This is a genomic window from Capnocytophaga sp. G1920 (assembly GCF_051417515.1).
Genome location: NZ_JBPRKH010000021.1, coordinates 1 through 16,538, shown reverse-complemented (window position 1 = coordinate 16,538; position 16,538 = coordinate 1). Strand labels below are relative to the sequence as shown.

General features: G+C 39.6%; 11 protein-coding genes and 1 pseudogene. All 12 read right to left on the bottom strand.

All coding sequences use genetic code 11. The features are described 5' to 3' along the window. Positions 1-13 precede the first annotated feature (13 nt). Entirely contained in the window at positions 14-6,307 is a 6,294-nt protein-coding gene (locus ACSQ7D_RS10750; RefSeq protein WP_437136228.1) for an RHS repeat-associated core domain-containing protein, read from the bottom strand. Positions 6,308-6,352: 45 nt separating this feature from the next. Next, entirely contained in the window at positions 6,353-6,799 is a 447-nt protein-coding gene (locus tag ACSQ7D_RS10745; protein ID WP_002675602.1) for a T9SS type A sorting domain-containing protein, read from the bottom strand. 492 nt (positions 6,800-7,291) lie between these two features. Next, on the bottom strand, positions 7,292-9,157 hold the full coding sequence (yidC, locus tag ACSQ7D_RS10740) for a membrane protein insertase YidC (RefSeq protein ID WP_437136227.1): 1,866 nt from the start codon (positions 9,155-9,157) through the stop codon (positions 7,292-7,294). Positions 9,158-9,178: 21 nt separating this feature from the next. Then, on the bottom strand, positions 9,179-10,798 hold the full coding sequence (locus tag ACSQ7D_RS10735) for a CTP synthase (protein ID WP_048746178.1): 1,620 nt from the start codon (positions 10,796-10,798) through the stop codon (positions 9,179-9,181). 486 nt (positions 10,799-11,284) lie between these two features. Beyond that, on the bottom strand, positions 11,285-13,048 hold the full coding sequence (locus tag ACSQ7D_RS10730) for a MutS-related protein (RefSeq protein ID WP_437136226.1): 1,764 nt from the start codon (positions 13,046-13,048) through the stop codon (positions 11,285-11,287). Between the two features lie 2 nt (positions 13,049-13,050). After that, on the bottom strand, positions 13,051-14,340 hold the full coding sequence (gene rodA, locus ACSQ7D_RS10725; protein ID WP_437136225.1) for a rod shape-determining protein RodA: 1,290 nt from the start codon (positions 14,338-14,340) through the stop codon (positions 13,051-13,053). 17 nt (positions 14,341-14,357) lie between these two features. After that, positions 14,358-14,600: a DUF6327 family protein gene (locus ACSQ7D_RS10720; RefSeq protein WP_002672980.1), complete on the bottom strand. Its 243-nt coding sequence runs from the start codon at positions 14,598-14,600 to the stop codon at positions 14,358-14,360. Next, positions 14,587-14,955 (bottom strand): phage holin family protein, encoded by a 369-nt coding sequence (locus tag ACSQ7D_RS10715; protein ID WP_178957574.1) that lies wholly within the window; start codon positions 14,953-14,955, stop codon positions 14,587-14,589. The genes ACSQ7D_RS10720 and ACSQ7D_RS10715 overlap by 14 nt, the downstream gene beginning before the upstream one ends. 6 nt (positions 14,956-14,961) lie before the next feature. After that, on the bottom strand, positions 14,962-15,288 hold the full coding sequence (locus ACSQ7D_RS10710; RefSeq protein WP_009418037.1) for a YtxH domain-containing protein: 327 nt from the start codon (positions 15,286-15,288) through the stop codon (positions 14,962-14,964). 113 nt (positions 15,289-15,401) lie between these two features. Next, positions 15,402-15,629 (bottom strand): hypothetical protein, encoded by a 228-nt coding sequence (locus ACSQ7D_RS10705; RefSeq protein ID WP_002672970.1) that lies wholly within the window; start codon positions 15,627-15,629, stop codon positions 15,402-15,404. Positions 15,630-15,631: 2 nt separating this feature from the next. Next, positions 15,632-16,327, bottom strand: a pseudogene (locus ACSQ7D_RS10700) (MFS transporter); the annotation flags it as partial. Between the two features lie 57 nt (positions 16,328-16,384). Beyond that, a partial coding sequence (locus ACSQ7D_RS10695) for an integrase core domain-containing protein (protein WP_437136224.1) occupies positions 16,385-16,538 on the bottom strand: 154 nt, incomplete at its 5' end.

Sequence of the window (16,538 nt, the reverse complement as noted above, 5' to 3'; positions counted from 1 at the left end):
TTATTAATTATTTCTATTTCCACCAAGCACGAGGAGCTCCAACGCCTCCCCCTTTTTGATTATATATACCATTTATCACACCATTTTCTATAAAACGTTGATGAGTAACAACACCATCTCTAATTATTATTTCATAAACACCATCTACACCATATTTTTTTCCTAACATTTGTATTAATATTTGTTTACTACCATCTCCTCCTACAGAATTAAATATTTTTCCGTGATCTGCAACAATTTCAATGGTTTCTCTATTCCAATTGTGAGAAGCATCAAGCCCTGTAGCTTTTTTTATATATTCTGCTTTATACTGTATAGGACTTCCATTATCAGGAATAGCTTGTTTTATTTGAAGTTTAGCATCTTGTAAACTTAAACCATCTAAATCATTAGCTTCAAGGTTTATTTTAATAGGAGCTCCTTCTAAGGTTTGAACAGGTTGTATTTCTCTTCCTGTCCAAATATTATGTCCTTTAGGGGTGGTAAGAGCTCCTGTGGCTCCACCTAATACGGCTCCACCTATAAAACCGGATAAAGCCCCCCAACCAGCACTACTCCAAAACTTACCATTTCCTCCAGGTAGTTGAGACATAAAGCCTCCACTTATAAAGCCTCCTACTAATCCGCTTGTGGCTCCTACTACTGCTCCTCCTATAACTCCTCCCGTAATTCCATAGGTGGCTAATCCTGCTGCAACTATCCCTCCTGCATAAGCCGCTACACCTCCAGAAAGGCATCCTATTATACCTCCTCCTACTATTCCTCCCCAAGTTTCAACATTGTTAAAGTCCCATTTAAAAGGGTTATAGGTACCATTGGCTTGTGAACCCCCTATATAAGCTCCTATTATAGCCCCTACTATGAGAGCTGTTATAATAAACTCCCCATTCTCATCCACATACACCAGTGGGTTGTTCAAACAGTACCCATATCTATTAAAATTTTGAGTATTAAAAGGGTCTTGTACATAGTTATCGGGTTGTAAGAAACGGTGTAACGCAGGGTCGTACAACCGTCCATTCATATGGATAAGTCCTACCGTTTGCAGGTGCTCGTGTCCCGTAAAGCCTCTATCTAATAAAGTTAAACCTTGTAACACTTTTCCCGCTCCATCTTCTACTTTTATGGGTTGTCCCCAAGGGTCAAAATGGCGTCTTTCAGCGATGTTGCCGTTCTCATCAGTGAGCATTACAATACTTCCCAGATAGTCGCGGTGTAGGTAATAGAGTTTTGAGGTTTCTCCGTCCGAAATGAGTATAGCAGGAGCACTATAGGCATCACCGCCTAAGTAAAGTATAAACTTGTTGCTGTTATCGGTTTTGTTACATACTATCTCTACACTACCGTCGTGGCTGTAGTGTTTAAGCAGTGGGCGTTTGGCTTTTTCTACTTCGGCATTGCCGTAATAGCAATGCGAACGCTCGCCAAAGGCGTTGTATTCATAGCTTATCCGTTCTTTATCCTTTACATATATCTGCTCTGGGGCTTTAAAAGCGTTATACCTTACAATAGGCAAAGGGTGTTTTTCTAAATACGTCTCACCTGCTTCGTTGGTGGTAAGCTTTTGTTGTTGGTAGCTGTGTTGGGTGTATTCGTAGGTACCCATCGCGCTATTCTCCGTGATCCTTCCGCGTTCGTCGTATTGGTGGGTGGCATTGTTCCAACGGGTGAGGCGGTCGGTGGTATCATACGCAAATTCTTCTTTTTGGTTATAAAAACTATAAGTACGATGATTCAGCAGTCCTCTTTGCGTATTAAAATCGTATTGCAATACGTTCAGCGGAGTATCTTCCCGTTGTACAGTTTGTGTTTTAGGAAAATGACTGTTGTACTGCAAATTCTCTTGGGTCTTTCCTTTGTAAAGGCTCAGCGGTTGTCCGTATTCGTTACTTCCGCTCAGTTTCCAAAGGGTCGCTCCGCTCGGTGTTTTCATTTCTATGAGTTCCCCATTCTCGTAGCGGTATTGCACGGCACTGCTCACACGCTTGCCTGCCGTTTGGGCGGTAGTGGTTTCTTGTTGTACACGTCCAAAGCTGTCGTAGGTATAGTTTTTAGTAAATACCGCTTGCGGGTTGGTCTCGGTAGTTTGAACCAATTGTTTGAGTCCGTTATACTCATAGCGGTAACTATCGTTATTGCCGTCTTTGTTTTGGTTGTCTATTTGGGTGAGCAGTTTGTCGGCGTTATAGGTGTAGCGTATGCGCATATCAGTATAATCGCCCGTAATATGTTTTTCACTCAGGCGGTCGGTACCTTGTTCATAGCTAAAGGTGGTCTTACCCTTAGGGGTCGTTTCTTCGGTGAGGTTACCCCACGTGTCGTATTGATAGGTATATCGCCCTGCCGAAGGGTCGGTAAGGCTTGTTTTGCGTCCCCATCCGTCTTGGGTTATCTTTTGTATGGCACCTCCATAGTCGGCTGTTTTTAAGCTACCATTGGCAAAGTAGGTATAGCGCACAGTACCGCCCGTATCTTGGTGTTCTACAATGTTACCTTGGGCATCGCGGGTGCTTATCACTTGTTGCTGTCCGTCATCAGCGGTAGTTTTGAGTTTGTCGTAGGTAAAACGGGTTATTTTACCTTCGGGACTGGTGATAGTGGTAGGTCGTCCATATACATCGTATTCTGTCCTCTTCGCCTTTTGAGAAGCACCTCCTGGGTGAGGGGCACTCACGCTCATTAGTTGCCCTATACCGTCGTACTCGTAGCTAACCGCATAGTGGTTGTTAAAAGCATCGTTACTCTCTTTTTCTAACAACCAGCCTAAAGTGTTATAGCTCTCTGCACTGTAAGCACCTTCTTCGTTCTCGGTAATGCTCTTAAAAATACTTCCGTCAAAGCTATAACGCATCGTGGTTTTCTTGCCTAAGAAATTCGTAGTTTGGGTAGGTCTACCCCAAAGGTCATAGGCATAAAGAGTACTTTGTCCTAATGGAGTCGTTTCGCTTTCCAGCAGACCTCTATTGTTATAGCTAAACTTGGTTACCTGTCCTTCGTGGTCGGTATGAGCTGTTACAAAACGGTGGCTTGGGTCATAGGTATAGCGTTCGGTACGTTGTTGTCCGTCTTCAGCAGTGGCGGTTTGTTCTATTACGTTGCCGTACTCATCATAACCATAAGAAGTAGTACGCCAACCCGTACCATTGCCTTGGGTTTTATGGGTAGTGAGCAAACCTTTCTCATAAGCAAAAGTTTCAGCGGTGCTAAAACTATCGCCTGACAAGGTGGTGGTCGTCTCTTTCTGTTGAGGTAAGCCTGAAAAATACGGACTCTCACTCTTTGGCAAATAGCTCACGCGCGTACTTTGGCTATAGCCGTCCGTTTGGGTGCGTTGTTCCGTGAGGTTACCGTCCACATCATAACTAAAATTATTGGTAGTCGTCAGTCCCGAAAGTTTATCTTCGGTAGTCTGCTGGGTAAGTTGTAGCTTGAAGACCTTGTTAGGACTGAGGGCATCAGTATATTGGTAGGTAGTTGTTTGAAAAGGTATTTTATTAACAATATAGGTGGGGAGAAACCATTGTTTTTCTATAATATATTCATTGGTTAAAGCACCTCTAAGCAGAGGGTTCATTTCCTTAAAAGTAAATAGTACTTGTTCTTTTTCCTTGCTGGGCTCAAACCAATTAGTTTGCCCCATAGCTTTAAAGCCAAGAAAACCCAACCCTTGTGTATGAGTAATTGCATTGTAATATACATAACGCCGAATAGCTTTTGGTACCCTTATACCTTCACGTTCTAATTGAGAGACCAAGCGTACCGTTTGCATATTAGGAAGTGTAGTGTATGGGTATAACTCATCAAAGTAATTAGAAACCCAATAATAAGTTCCTTTTTCTTTATCCAAATCAGGTAAGGTAGCCATATTTTTGTAATTAATGTTTTGCTTAACGTCTCCATTAATCACATTTCTAACTAATACATCTTCTCTATTGTTCTCTCGCAAAGAAAGGGTGTGTATCTTATCACCTGAAAATAAGGAAATGTCAGTTACTCTATCGCGTTCATCAGGAGATGAAAATATAATATGAGGAGTATATCCCTTTTCTAAAGACTTTGACTCACCTGCACTAAAAGTTATCTCGCTTCCTTTTTGTGTATTAGTAAAAACTTCTATTTCACGATGGCTCTCTACCCCATTAATAACATCATAGTTATTTTTTGCTATTACTGAGTGATATTGTACAATATCTGTTTTTCCATCATTGTTGAAATCTATGGGAATAAGAGTATTATTATGAATAAAAGTTTGATATATAATAAATTGGCTTTTTATAGGAACTCTTTCCTCATATGATTTTTTAAAACTAAATGAAAAATATCGGTCAGTAGAAAAAAAACGAATACCAGCATTAAGCAATACCTCAAACTTATTGCTTTTATCTTCAGTAGGAAGCAGAAAATCTATTTTACCATCTCCATTAAAATCGCCTGTTATAGGATGCTTCTCATCTATATGAATATTAGGACTATGATGTTCATTGATAAGTTTTAATTCCTTATTTTCATTCATTTCATATATGTAAATACCTCCTTTTGCAATGCGTACAAGGTCTGTTTTCCCATTGCCATTCATATCCATTGCCCACAGTAAATCAGTTCTCGAAAGGTCTCCTATGTAGCCAATACCATAAGTATAGTCTTTATTTTTCCGTCTGTCTAAATCTATCAAATAGATACCTCTTCCTTTTTCTACTACATCACAGAAACATTCTCGTTTCATTATATGGCATCTTTCATAAGGAAAAGCGTACTCAATCCCTAATAATTCTGTAAGACCATCACCATTAAAGTCTCCTGATAATAGTTTGTAATTTGGATTTTCTATGTATTTCTCTTTTGGAGGATTAGGTAGAGAAGCTGCCCTATTGTCTAATATTCCTTGGTAATAAGCTCTTTCATCCCAGTAAGTAGGTAAGTTCCATTCTTTAGTATCTTCAACAATTATAGAATTTGTTCCTTGCTTACAAACCTTTAGAATAACTTTTTTAAATTCTTGTGTTGCCATTACAAAGCCTTGCGCTTTATATAGGTGACCACTATTAGTAAGCATTTTTACCGCAAAAATATTATCAAATTTAGGAACTGTAGCCTTATATGCTACAGTTCTAAGGTTTTCCTGTCTAAAATTATCAAAGAAAAAAAGTTCTTTTTTAGCTTGTTCCTTTATTGTAGGATATAGAATAAAATCAGTGAAGTTATCTGCATTGAGATCTATAGGGATAGTAGCTGTGTTTAGAGCATTTATTTTTCCCAAAGAAGTTTCTACAGTTGAAATTTTAGTTAAAAATCTTCTTTTACGTCTCAACCTATGATGACCGATTGTATCCCAATATTTAAACTCTATAGGGGAGCGTTCTTCTTCTCCTACATTTTCTTGTACTGAAGTTAATCGGTTATATTCCAAACTATTAGTATTGTAACTAAGTTTGTAGTTTCTATAAGAAGTGTTATTGTCTGTTATATTAATCTGTGATAGTATCTTTCCATTTATAAATTCCATACCTCCTACGTATGCTACTTCAGGACGTGTACGGTCGTCATAATTAAATTCAATCTTTGCATTATTACCGTATTCAATATGCTTAATACGAAGAGAATTATTTTCTATTGTATAAAAATATTCTATCCTTACTCCCTGTGCATTCTCCCAAGAACTTATCGCATATTCCATAGGCGATTGGCTATTGTTTTCCTTCCCATAATACGCCTTAGAGCCATCAGGGTAAAGTACCTCAAAGTAATCAGGACCAAAAGCCACGTTCTTGCTCTTGCCTACTGCCTTAATACGTACTTGCGAGAAAGTTTCAGTCTCGTACACCGCTCCACTCTCACCGTGTTTGCCTTCTTTCAGCATCAACCGCTGTCCGTCCAACGCAAACTGGTCTGTTTCCGTAAGGTTTACTTCTGTAATCTTACCATTGTGATACATCGTGCTCCCTACTCGGCTTATCACCGAAAGCCCCGCTAAGTGCCAACCGTAACCCGCAATGCCATTACCACTCTGGCTATTGTAGGTCAATGCCAACGTAGGTGCTACACCTCCTATGCCTTTAGGTACCGCAATAGGCACGGTATACACTGCAGCTCCTGTGCCTGATACACTCAGTTCACCCGTAGTCAAGCCCACAGTATTACCCCCGCCATCTCGTGCTGCTATGTTCCCCGAAGGAAGTGCCGTTTCAGTAGGAGGGTCAACAGGCTCTGCATAAAATGAAGTGCGTTCAATAGCCTGCAAAGGATAACTCTCTTGAGCTACACTGCCAAGAGTATAACAAACAGATAGTAATAATAACAACTTTTTCATATGCCTAATCGTTTATAACTTAACATTAATCGTTAATCATTAATATTATTGTTTCACCACCTTAAACACCTTCCTACTGCCGTCAGAAAACGTAGCTACCAAAAAGTAATACCCCACCGACCAAGTCGATACATTGATGTGAAAAGGCTCATTCGCAGGAATTTGATCTGTCCTATACATCATCTTGCCGTCTACCGAAAACACAACAAGTTGCGTCAGCACTCCATTTTCACTATGATGCCAATACACCGCCAAGTTATCAGTTACAGGGTTAGGTGCTCCTTGCAGAGTAATTTTAGAAGAATTATCAGCCTCTGAAGATTTCAAAGCCTCAGGCAATTCGTCAAAGAGCTCCTCATCGGTAGCGTCGTCTTTGCCGTTGAGGCACAAAAGCGCACTGCGCTGGTTACCCGCGCTGTCGTACTGAAAACAGTACTCTTTTTGAGCATAGATACTAAGGGTACCTAAAAAGAAGATAAGATACTTTAGCATTGTCCAACAGGTTTTAATTATATGACCGCAAAGGTCAGAACTTTTTTTGAATAATGCAAGTTTTTTACGTTTTTTTTCACTTTACATTCTAATAGTAACGTTTCCCTAATATATTAATCCTTTTGGCTATCTCACCTCCCAGAGATTCTTAGCATCTCCCCAAGCCTCTCCTAGCTCCCCAAGCAAACCCACACCCCCATTTCCTCATTTCCACATTTCCTCATTTCCACATTTCCTCATTTCCACATTTCCACATTTTCTCATTTTCTAATTCCCTCATTTTCTAATTCTCTAATTTTCCCATTTCCTAATTTTCCCATTTCCACATTTCCACATTTTCTCATTTCCACATTTCCTCATTTCCACATTTCCTCATTTCCACATTTCCTCATTTCCACATTTCCTCATTTCCTAATCTATAACTAAAAAGGTACTCCATCCCCCTTATGTTAAGGGCTCGGAGTACCTTATAATTATTTTTTAATCCTTCGGTTATCTCTTCTGTTGTGCCTTGCGTTGGGCTTCGGCTTGCTCCATCATCTCACGCATCTTGGCTTGGAATTTACTTTCCTTCTTAGGTTTTTTCTTGTTTTCTTGTATCTGTGCGTGAATCTTCTGCTCGTCTATAATCCAATACTTGATAGCCAACATAATGCCTATGGTCAATAGGTTAGATATAAAGTAGTACAAACTCAGTCCGCTGGCGTAGTTGTTAAAGAAGAACAACATCATCACTGGTGATAAGTAGATGAGGAACTTCATATTAGGCATTCCAGGTTGCTGAGGTTGTGCAGTCTGTGCCATTGTCATCATTGAGTAGATGAAAATAGCCACAGAAGCCAACAATGGAAACAAACTCACGTGACTTCCGTAAAACGGTATAGAGAAAGGAAGTTCAAAAATAGCATCGTATGACGATAGGTCGTGAGCCCATAAAAAACTCTTTTGTCTTAATCCAAATTCGGTAGGGAAGAAGTTAAAGAGTGCCAAGAACACAGGCAACTGTAACAGAGCAGGAATACAACCGCTGAGTGGGTTCACGCCTGCTTTGTTGTAGAGCGCCATAGTTTCTTGTTGGCGTTTCATAGGCTCTTCATATTTCTTGTTGATTTCCTCAATCTCAGGGCGCAATACCTTCATCTTAGCCTGCGATACGTACGATTTGTAAACGATAGGCGACAATAATAAACGCACGATAATAGTCATCAAGATAATCACCAATCCTACCGAGAAATAATCAGTGAGGAAGTTGTAAAGCGGAATGAACAACCATTTGTTGAGCCAACCAAAAATACCCCATCCTAACGGAATGAGCTCAGTAAGTTCATACTTGTCGTTGTACTGTTTGAGCACGTTGTAATCGCTAGGTCCAAAATAGAAGTGCAACGACTCGCTTAGCTCTCCGCTTTTCGCTTGTATAGGCAAAGAAGTGAGGAAGTTCTTGGTGTATTTTACATCTTTCCCTTCGCTCACAGCGATATTGTGAGAAACGAAATCGCCTTTGGCAAACGGGTTGTCAGAAATGAGCACCGATGTAAACAAGTGCTGTTTGTAAGCCACCCAGTTCACTTTCTCTTCTTTTTGCTCGTCATTACCCCCTTGACTCAAGCGACTAATGCGGTCGCCGTCGTACTGCACGGTCGCTTGCGTATAACGGTTTTCATAGGTGACGCTCTTCTCCATACGGCGTGCCTGTAACTTCCAGTCGATGTTCATAGGCTTAGAAGTATTCACAACACCCGATAAACCTTGTGAGCGCACTGCCACGTCCAACATATAACCCTCTTTTGGTAGGGTGTACACATATTCTAAATAAGCGTTTTCTGAAGTTTTGAGCTTCATCGAAAGCACTTTGTTGCCGTTGTTTTCGCTTAGCGTGGGCTCAAAGTATAAATCTTTAGAACTTAGGGTTTGGTTCTGAGCGGTAGTAAAACTGAGGTTAAAAGTAGCATTCCAATCTTTAACTAAGTAAACAGGCAAAGAATCATAAGTTTTAAATTCTTTGAGCAAAACCTCCTTGGGTTGTCCGCCACGGTTGCTGATAGTGAGCTTGATGTCTTTGTTTTCCAATACAGTTACCCCGTCTTTTGCCGACGGTAGAGTAGCCGAATAGGCAAAAGCACCTAAGCTGGCTTTGTACTTTTCTAAGGCTACCGAATCAGTAGGGATACCTTGGAAGGTAGCGGTATGGGTGTCTTTTTGGGTGTTAGTAGCTTGGTTTGCTTGTTGTTCTTGTTGAGCTTTGCGTTTAGCTAATTCTTCTTCACTTGGTTTATTGTTATTCATAAACCACATCAAAAGTATAAAAATCAAGGTAAAACCTATAATACTCTTTAAATCGAATTTTTTTTCTTCCATATAAGTGTTTTTATCCGTGTTTTAGTTCTTTTTTAGTTTATTGTTTAAGGCTGCTCTCACAAAAGCTACAAATAGCGGATGCGGATTGGCAACGGTACTCTTATATTCGGGGTGATACTGTACGCCCACAAACCAAGGGTGATTTGGCAATTCTATCACTTCCACCAAACCCGTATCGGGGTTGATACCAGTACACTGCAAGCCTGCCTTTTCGAGCTGTTCTTTGTAGTCGTTGTTAAACTCATAGCGGTGGCGATGTCGTTCCGAAATCTCTTTTTTGCCATAGGCTTCGTATATCTTACTGCCTTTGCTAAGTTCGCAAGCCCAAGCCCCAAGGCGCATAGTGCCTCCTTTCTGAGTAATTTCCTTCTGACTTTCCATCAAGCTGATTACCGGATAAGGCGTTTGCTCGTTCATCTCGGTAGAATTAGCCCCTTTAAGTCCAGCTATGTGTCGGGCAAATTCAATGACTGCCATTTGCATACCAAGGCAAATTCCCAAAAACGGAATACGGTGTTCACGCACGTATTCAATAGCTTTTATCTTGCCTTCAATACCGCGACCGCCAAAACCTGGGGCTACGAGCACAGCGTCCAGATGACCTAATTTGGCTTCTATATTTTCTTCATTGAGGTGTTCTGAGTGAATACTCTCCACATCCACGCGCACTTCGTTCGCCGCTCCAGCGTGTATAAAGGCTTCTAAAATCGACTTATACGCATCTTGTAACTCTACGTATTTGCCTACTAACCCTACTTTTATGCGGTGTTTGGGGTTCTTGTAGCGTTGCAAAAAAGTGTTCCATTGGGTGAGGTCGGGTTCGTTTTTACAAGGGAGGTTCAGCTTCTTGAGTGTCACTTTGTCCAACCCTTCTAAAAGCATCATATTGGGTACATCGTAAATAGTAGGCACATCAATAGACTGGATTACTGCCTCTCGCTTCACATTGCAGAAAAGCGCCAGCTTGTATCGAAGCTCGTCCGAAAGTTCGTGTTCGGTACGGCAAACCAATATATCGGCTTGAATACCGCTTTCCATCAGGGTTTTCACGCTGTGTTGCGTAGGTTTAGTTTTCAGTTCACCCGCCGCAGCAAGGTAAGGAACTAAGGTAAGATGTATCACGATGCCATTGTGCTCTCCTAAGTCCCACAAAAGCTGTCTTACTGATTCTATATAAGGCAACGATTCGATGTCGCCCACCGTACCACCTATTTCGGTAATCACAATGTCGTATTCGCCTGTTTTGCCAAGTATCTGAATGCGTTCCTTAATTTCGTTGGTAATGTGTGGTATTACTTGCACCGTTTTGCCCAAGAACTCGCCGCGGCGTTCTTTCTCGATAACGCTTTGGTAAACGCGTCCTGTGGTTACATTATTAGCTTGCGAAGTGTGTACGTTTAGGAAACGTTCATAATGTCCCAAGTCGAGGTCAGTCTCAGCACCGTCTTCGGTCACGAAACATTCGCCGTGTTCATAAGGGTTGAGCGTACCAGGGTCTACATTGATGTAAGGGTCAAATTTTTGTATCGTCACCCTATAGCCACGAGCCTGCAAGAGCTTGGCAAGCGAAGCCGCAATGATGCCCTTCCCCAAAGAAGAAGTTACGCCCCCAGTTACAAATATATATTTGGTATTTGCCATTTCTATTTAATTTGGTGCAAAGGTAGTGAATAATTACCAACTAACAATATTTAAAGCCTAAAATGTTAGTTTAAAGGCATAAAAAATAGAAGAAACTTGCCTTACACGTTCAAGTATTCTTCTACTTAGTACTAACTTACCTACACTCTTCCTTCGTCTTTTGTTCGTCTTTTGTTCGTCTTTTGTTCGTCTTTTGTTCGTCTTTTGTTCGTTGTAGACCCACTGTAGACCCACTGTAGACCCACTGTAGAGCCACTCTTTGTTCGTTTATCCTATAAGCTTCCTATAAGCTAACTGTATCACAATCCCTTCTCCGGTACTTTTCATCTTTTTATAGAAAATACAGCGTTTTATTCCTTTTAGCAACTCTTTTATTTTCTTCTTCCGATATTTTCCGAACTCCTCCAAGTCCCCCCAACTCTTCAAGCCTCTCCACTCACACTCAATTATTAATCATTAACCACTAACCATTAATCATTAATCATTTCAATCTTCAATGATTCCCAATTTCTTCATCAAGAAAGTAGCATTTTTGTTTTGGCAAACGCCCTCTCTTAACTTATAGTCGAAAGTGAGTTCTCCATTGGTGATGTCAGACTCAAAGCATTTATTTTGAAGTTGATGAGGATATTGTTCAGTAAGTTTACACACTTCTATATCGTGAGTAGCCAGCACGCCCAAAGCTTGTAAGGAAAGCAATCGTTCGATAATCTTAATAGTGCCGTACTGTTTGTCTTCTGAATTAGTACCCCGTAGTACTTCGTCCAAGAGCACAAAGCAACGTTCGTCCTCTAAGGTCTCCATTATCTGCTGTATACGATTGATTTCAGCAAAGAAATACGATTTGCCGTCGTTAAGCGAATCAGCAAGACGCATAGAGACAAGCAAACGCAAAGGGTGTACATCAGCTTTGCGCGCACAAACAGGTAACCCAACAAGGGTAAGCAACATATTAACCCCCAAAGTGCGCAAGAAAGTACTCTTACCCGACATATTAGAGCCTGTAAGCAATACAAAAGCGTGCTTGTCCAACGTAATATCATTGGTAATCCGATGTTCAGAAGGGATAAGCGGGTGTCCTACGGCTTCAAAAGCTATTTCATAATCATTATTGAGGGTAGGATAAACAAATTCAGGGTTGTTATAACTAAAATTAGCAAAACTGCACAACACTTCCGTTTCCCCCACCGACTCTAACCATTCTTCAATACAGTTTGCATATTGCGACTTCCATTGCAAAAGTTGCTGATAACGATGTACGTGATAAAAAGAGAAAAGGTTTAGGGGTATAGAGACTAATATATTACTCACGTTATCCAAATCGTCTAACAATCGGGAAAGTTGAGCTATTTTAGCGCTTGCTTGTTTGTTTTTCTCAGGGAAACGCGCTTCTACTTGCGCAATACACTCCTTAAAAGCATATAACATCGTATAAGTACGCTCAAAACCGAGTTTTTCTTTCGTCATTTTACCAATAAAAGAGAAAAACAGTAGCAAGTTTACAGTGATTAAGAGCTTTCCGACGCTTTTTAGTAGTTCATTGTCGTTCCCATATCCTATCAAAAGACTTATGATGAGGAATATAGGTAGAACAATGAGAGTATATTGCATTGTTTTGCTCAATAGTTTTGCAGTACTGCTTGCCCAAGTGCGTAGTTTGATGTAAAAATCTTTGCTGTCATCTATTTGTTGAGCATAAGCAGTAAAGGTTTGTCGCCAGCTTAGGTCGGGAGTAAGTGCTTTTATCTGTTCTTGTGTGTTGATAATGTCCTCAGAAGAAGGAGAGAGAAGTCGCTTGGCTAAAAGTTTTTTGCCTAAGAAAGTATGCGTACGGTTAAGATAATGATAAAGTGAATGTTCGCCTAAAATATCCAAATCGTAAGCATAAGGGTGGTTTTCTTCTTGAAAATCTTTGCCGTTATCGGTGAAGAAAGTATGTTGTTCTAAAAATGCAATTTCCTGCTCATTGAGGCGTATTTTAGTTTGAGCGATACTGCGCAACGCACTTATTTTCTTGTGTTTTACTATCAAAAGAAGAAAAACCACAATAGTAAGCATACAAAATAGTCCCATTACTACTGATGGAGCTTTTATAAGTTTGTATACTGACCAAATGATAAGTAGCATTTCAGCTAATCGGAGGAAGCTAATTTGGTTGTATTGTTTAGTAAGTTTTAGGTATTGCTGTGTTGCCTCTGAAAGTTTTTCTTTATATGAATTTGTTGTCATTCGTAATTTGTCATTCGTCATTATTATCGAATCCAATCGTTCAGTCTGTTAGCATCCAATCGTAAGAAGATAAAAAGCAGAATAGTAAACGACCAAAGCCCAGAACCTCCGTAGCTGAAGAAAGGCAACGGAATCCCGATGGTAGGAATTAAGCTAATCACCATACCGACATTGATACAGAAATGCACAAACAGTATTGATACCACACAATACCCATACACCCTGTTAAATTTAGATTTCTGTCGCTCGGCAAGTACTATAAGTCGCAATAGTAAAAATGAGAAGAGTATGACCACTAAGGCAGTACCCATAAAGCCCCATTCTTCACCTACGGTTGTGAAGATATAGTCGGTATGTTGTTCAGGGATAAAGCTCCCTTTGGTACGAGTACCTTCCAAGAAACCTTTCCCAAAAGTACCTCCTGAGGTTATCGCCGATTCAGCCATATTGGTATTATAGGCAAAATCGCGTTTCATTGCAGCTATCTTCTGAGGGTCAGTTTCAAGACGTAGCCATAAGTTCAAACGATTGCGGTGGTGTTGTTTGAGTACGTTATCGTATACTGGGTGCGTAACAAACGCCGTAAGCAAGCATATAACCGATAAGATAAATATATTTTGAAACGGAATGCGTTTTGTTTTTCTCTTATGCCAAAAGCCGTAAAATCCAATACAAGCTGCACAAGCAAACAGAGTGAAAGTCCTTCCAAACTTTAGTGAGGAAACAAATACTACTCCTGAAAGAAATAGATAGAAGAGTAGGGCAGAGGGCATACCTTCGCGAAAAAGTACAAAAGCTAATGAAAAGAACACCAATAAGCTCCCTACGTCGGGTTGTAATAAGATGAGTACAGCAGGAATACAAATAATTGCAATAGCCCGTAAGAGGTCAGGAGTACGGCGAATATCGGTGTGGATATCGCTCACATAACGCGAAAAGGCAAGAGCTGTAGCTACTTTAGCAAACTCACTGGGTTGTACCGTAACAGAGCCAAAGGCATACCAAGCTTTAGCTCCATTCGTCTCTTTACCAAAAATAAACAGTCCGGCTAATAGTATAATCGAAATGATGTAGAATATTACTGAAAAGTTGATATAAAACCTGCTATCTATGGCTAAGATAAAGATAATAAGCAAGAAACTAAGCCCAATAAAAAGCAACTGCTTTCCGTAAAACTGATTGAGGTCGAAGATAGAAGTAACGTTTAAGTCGCTGTAAGTAGTGGAAAAGATAGCTATCCAACCACACATTACCAATAGTAAGTATAGTATTACTGAAGTCCAATCGAGGTTCTTTACAAGGCTATGTCTCATTGTAAGTTATAAGTGGATTATTTGCGTTTTCTTCTGAAAAGGAAAAACATAGCGTATTCAATAGCTAAGTTTAGCCATCTTCTTTCGTTAAACAAAAAAGAAAGCCACGTATGAGCGAGTAAGTTTTTAGGTGTTAAACTCTCTGCCACTGCCGATACTTGATTGGTAAGTGATAGTCGGTCAATTTCCTTTTCTAAGCGCAGTATTTTAAGGTCGTTATCAATTTCTTCAAAAGAGCTATAGATTTTATTCTTCGTCATCGGGTTCAGCTTTAAAATAGATTTCAGAGAGTTTTTCTAATAGAGGCTTCTCAATAAGTTTTTTGCGGAAAGCCAATATTATTACCGCAATCAACACATAGAAAGCTCCTACAATAGCAAAACCTAAGGCATTGCTACCAAGTGCTTCACCAATAGCATACGCTCCGGCGAAAGACAAAAAGAACAATACCAACAAACTCGCAAAGGATACTATAAAAAAGGTTATAAGTCCGTAAGACGATTTACCTATAAACCTAAAAAGGAATAATTTATAGTAAGCTATCTGCGAATTGAGAGCAGAACTTGCTTTTGTAGGAACTTCCTCAAAAGTTTCTTTAATAGAGTGGATAGACATATGCGCTTATTTCTGCAATTTAGCGTTAGCTGCTTTTAAGGCGGCTAATTTCTTTTCTAAGAAAGTAATCACGTCTTCGGCTTTATAGCTTGATTTGGAAAGCAGGGTGTCTACTTTTTCTTCCAAAGAACCTTTTAGTTCCGCTGATTTTTCTTTTACATTCTCAGTTAAACGGTCAAGTTGTTCTTTTAGCTTTTCAGCCTTGTCACTCACGCTATCTTTAATCTTTTCGCGGGTAACTTTACCCTTATCAGGAGCAAAGAGAATACCTAAGCCCACTCCAATAGCAACACCTGTTGCCAATCCTAATAATATGTTTCCTGTTTTTGCCATAATATAATAAATTTTAGTTTTACTTACGATTAAAGTTATTAGTAGTTACACTCTAATAAACGCACAAATATACGAAGTATTTTTGAAAGGTGCAAATTTAAAGAAAAAAATAATTACAAATCAAATACAGAGGTGCGTTTAGCAAAGAACAAATCCTTAATTTTCAAAAGTGATGCTAAAAGCAAATATACACCAAACCAAGCTCCTAAGGTGGCAAAGGTGCCGTAAATAAAAACAATACGAACGTCTTTGGCACGCATTCCCAACTTCTCGGCTAAACGCGATGATACTGCAAAGCCGTATTTCTCAAGGAAAAACCTAAATTCAGAAAATATCTTCATAATTATTCATTAGCTACACGACTTACTTTTCGCACTTTAAAAAGCAGTAACATTCCTAAAACAAAGAAAACTATTAGTGAAATAGTAGCATTGCGCATATTATTGGTAAATTGGTCTATCATACCATAAACCCCCATTCCTATTACAATACCCAATTTCTCAGTTACATCGTAAAAACTGAAAAAGGAAGTAGTATCTTTAGTTTCGGGTAAGTAAGCAGAATAGGTGGAACGTGATAGCGTTTGTATGCCCCCCATTACAAGCCCTACTAAAATAGCTATTGCATAAAACTCAGTAGGTTTATATACGCAATATGAAAGCAAACAGATGCCTATCCATATAACATTAAGCCCAATAAGCACAGCAATATTACCCCATTTACGCACTGTTAAAACCGTAAGGTGTGCTCCTAAAATAGCTACTAATTGAATAATGAGTACACTTATAATGAGCCCCATAGTGCTTTCTTCGGAGTTTGCCCATTGTATTTCTTGCTCTCCAAAATAAGTGGCTATCAGCATAACGGTTTGTACACCCATACTGTACACAAAGAAAGCAATAAGATACCACTTCAAACGAGGAGAAGCTGAGAGAGATTGCCATACTTTGCGCAGTTCTTTAAAACCGTTGAAAAGAATGCTTTTACTGAACTCTCCTCTGCCTTTTTTATAAGAGGGAAGATAATAGAAAGGGATTGTCACGTCCTAAAAAAGGTTGTCATAATTAATTATTGTTTTATTAGTCAATTTTTTTCATTAAGCTACCTTTTGAAAGTACACCTGATCAGGAGTTTTTAAGTTCAATGCATAGTGAGGACGTTTTTGATTATATGTCTTTATAGCCGAACATACCGCACTAAGAGCTTGTTGTTCAGTATTAAAAGTAACTCCTAAATTAAACTCTTGCTTG

What these genes read in the sequence shown, in the direction of transcription:
- ACSQ7D_RS10705 (WP_002672970.1), bottom strand. Translation starts at nt 15,629, where the DNA reads ATGAAGATATTTTCTGAATTTAGGTTTTTCCTTGAGAAATACGGCTTT.
- ACSQ7D_RS10720 (WP_002672980.1), bottom strand. Translation starts at nt 14,600, where the DNA reads ATGACGAAGAATAAAATCTATAGCTCTTTTGAAGAAATTGATAACGAC.
- ACSQ7D_RS10715 (WP_178957574.1), bottom strand. Translation starts at nt 14,955, where the DNA reads ATGTCTATCCACTCTATTAAAGAAACTTTTGAGGAAGTTCCTACAAAA.
- rodA (WP_437136225.1), bottom strand. Translation starts at nt 14,340, where the DNA reads ATGAGACATAGCCTTGTAAAGAACCTCGATTGGACTTCAGTAATACTA.
- ACSQ7D_RS10735 (WP_048746178.1), bottom strand. Translation starts at nt 10,798, where the DNA reads ATGGCAAATACCAAATATATATTTGTAACTGGGGGCGTAACTTCTTCT.
- ACSQ7D_RS10730 (WP_437136226.1), bottom strand. Translation starts at nt 13,048, where the DNA reads ATGACGAATGACAAATTACGAATGACAACAAATTCATATAAAGAAAAA.
- ACSQ7D_RS10710 (WP_009418037.1), bottom strand. Translation starts at nt 15,288, where the DNA reads ATGGCAAAAACAGGAAACATATTATTAGGATTGGCAACAGGTGTTGCT.
- yidC (WP_437136227.1), bottom strand. Translation starts at nt 9,157, where the DNA reads ATGGAAGAAAAAAAATTCGATTTAAAGAGTATTATAGGTTTTACCTTG.
- ACSQ7D_RS10750 (WP_437136228.1), bottom strand. Translation starts at nt 6,307, where the DNA reads ATGAAAAAGTTGTTATTATTACTATCTGTTTGTTATACTCTTGGCAGT.
- ACSQ7D_RS10745 (WP_002675602.1), bottom strand. Translation starts at nt 6,799, where the DNA reads ATGCTAAAGTATCTTATCTTCTTTTTAGGTACCCTTAGTATCTATGCT.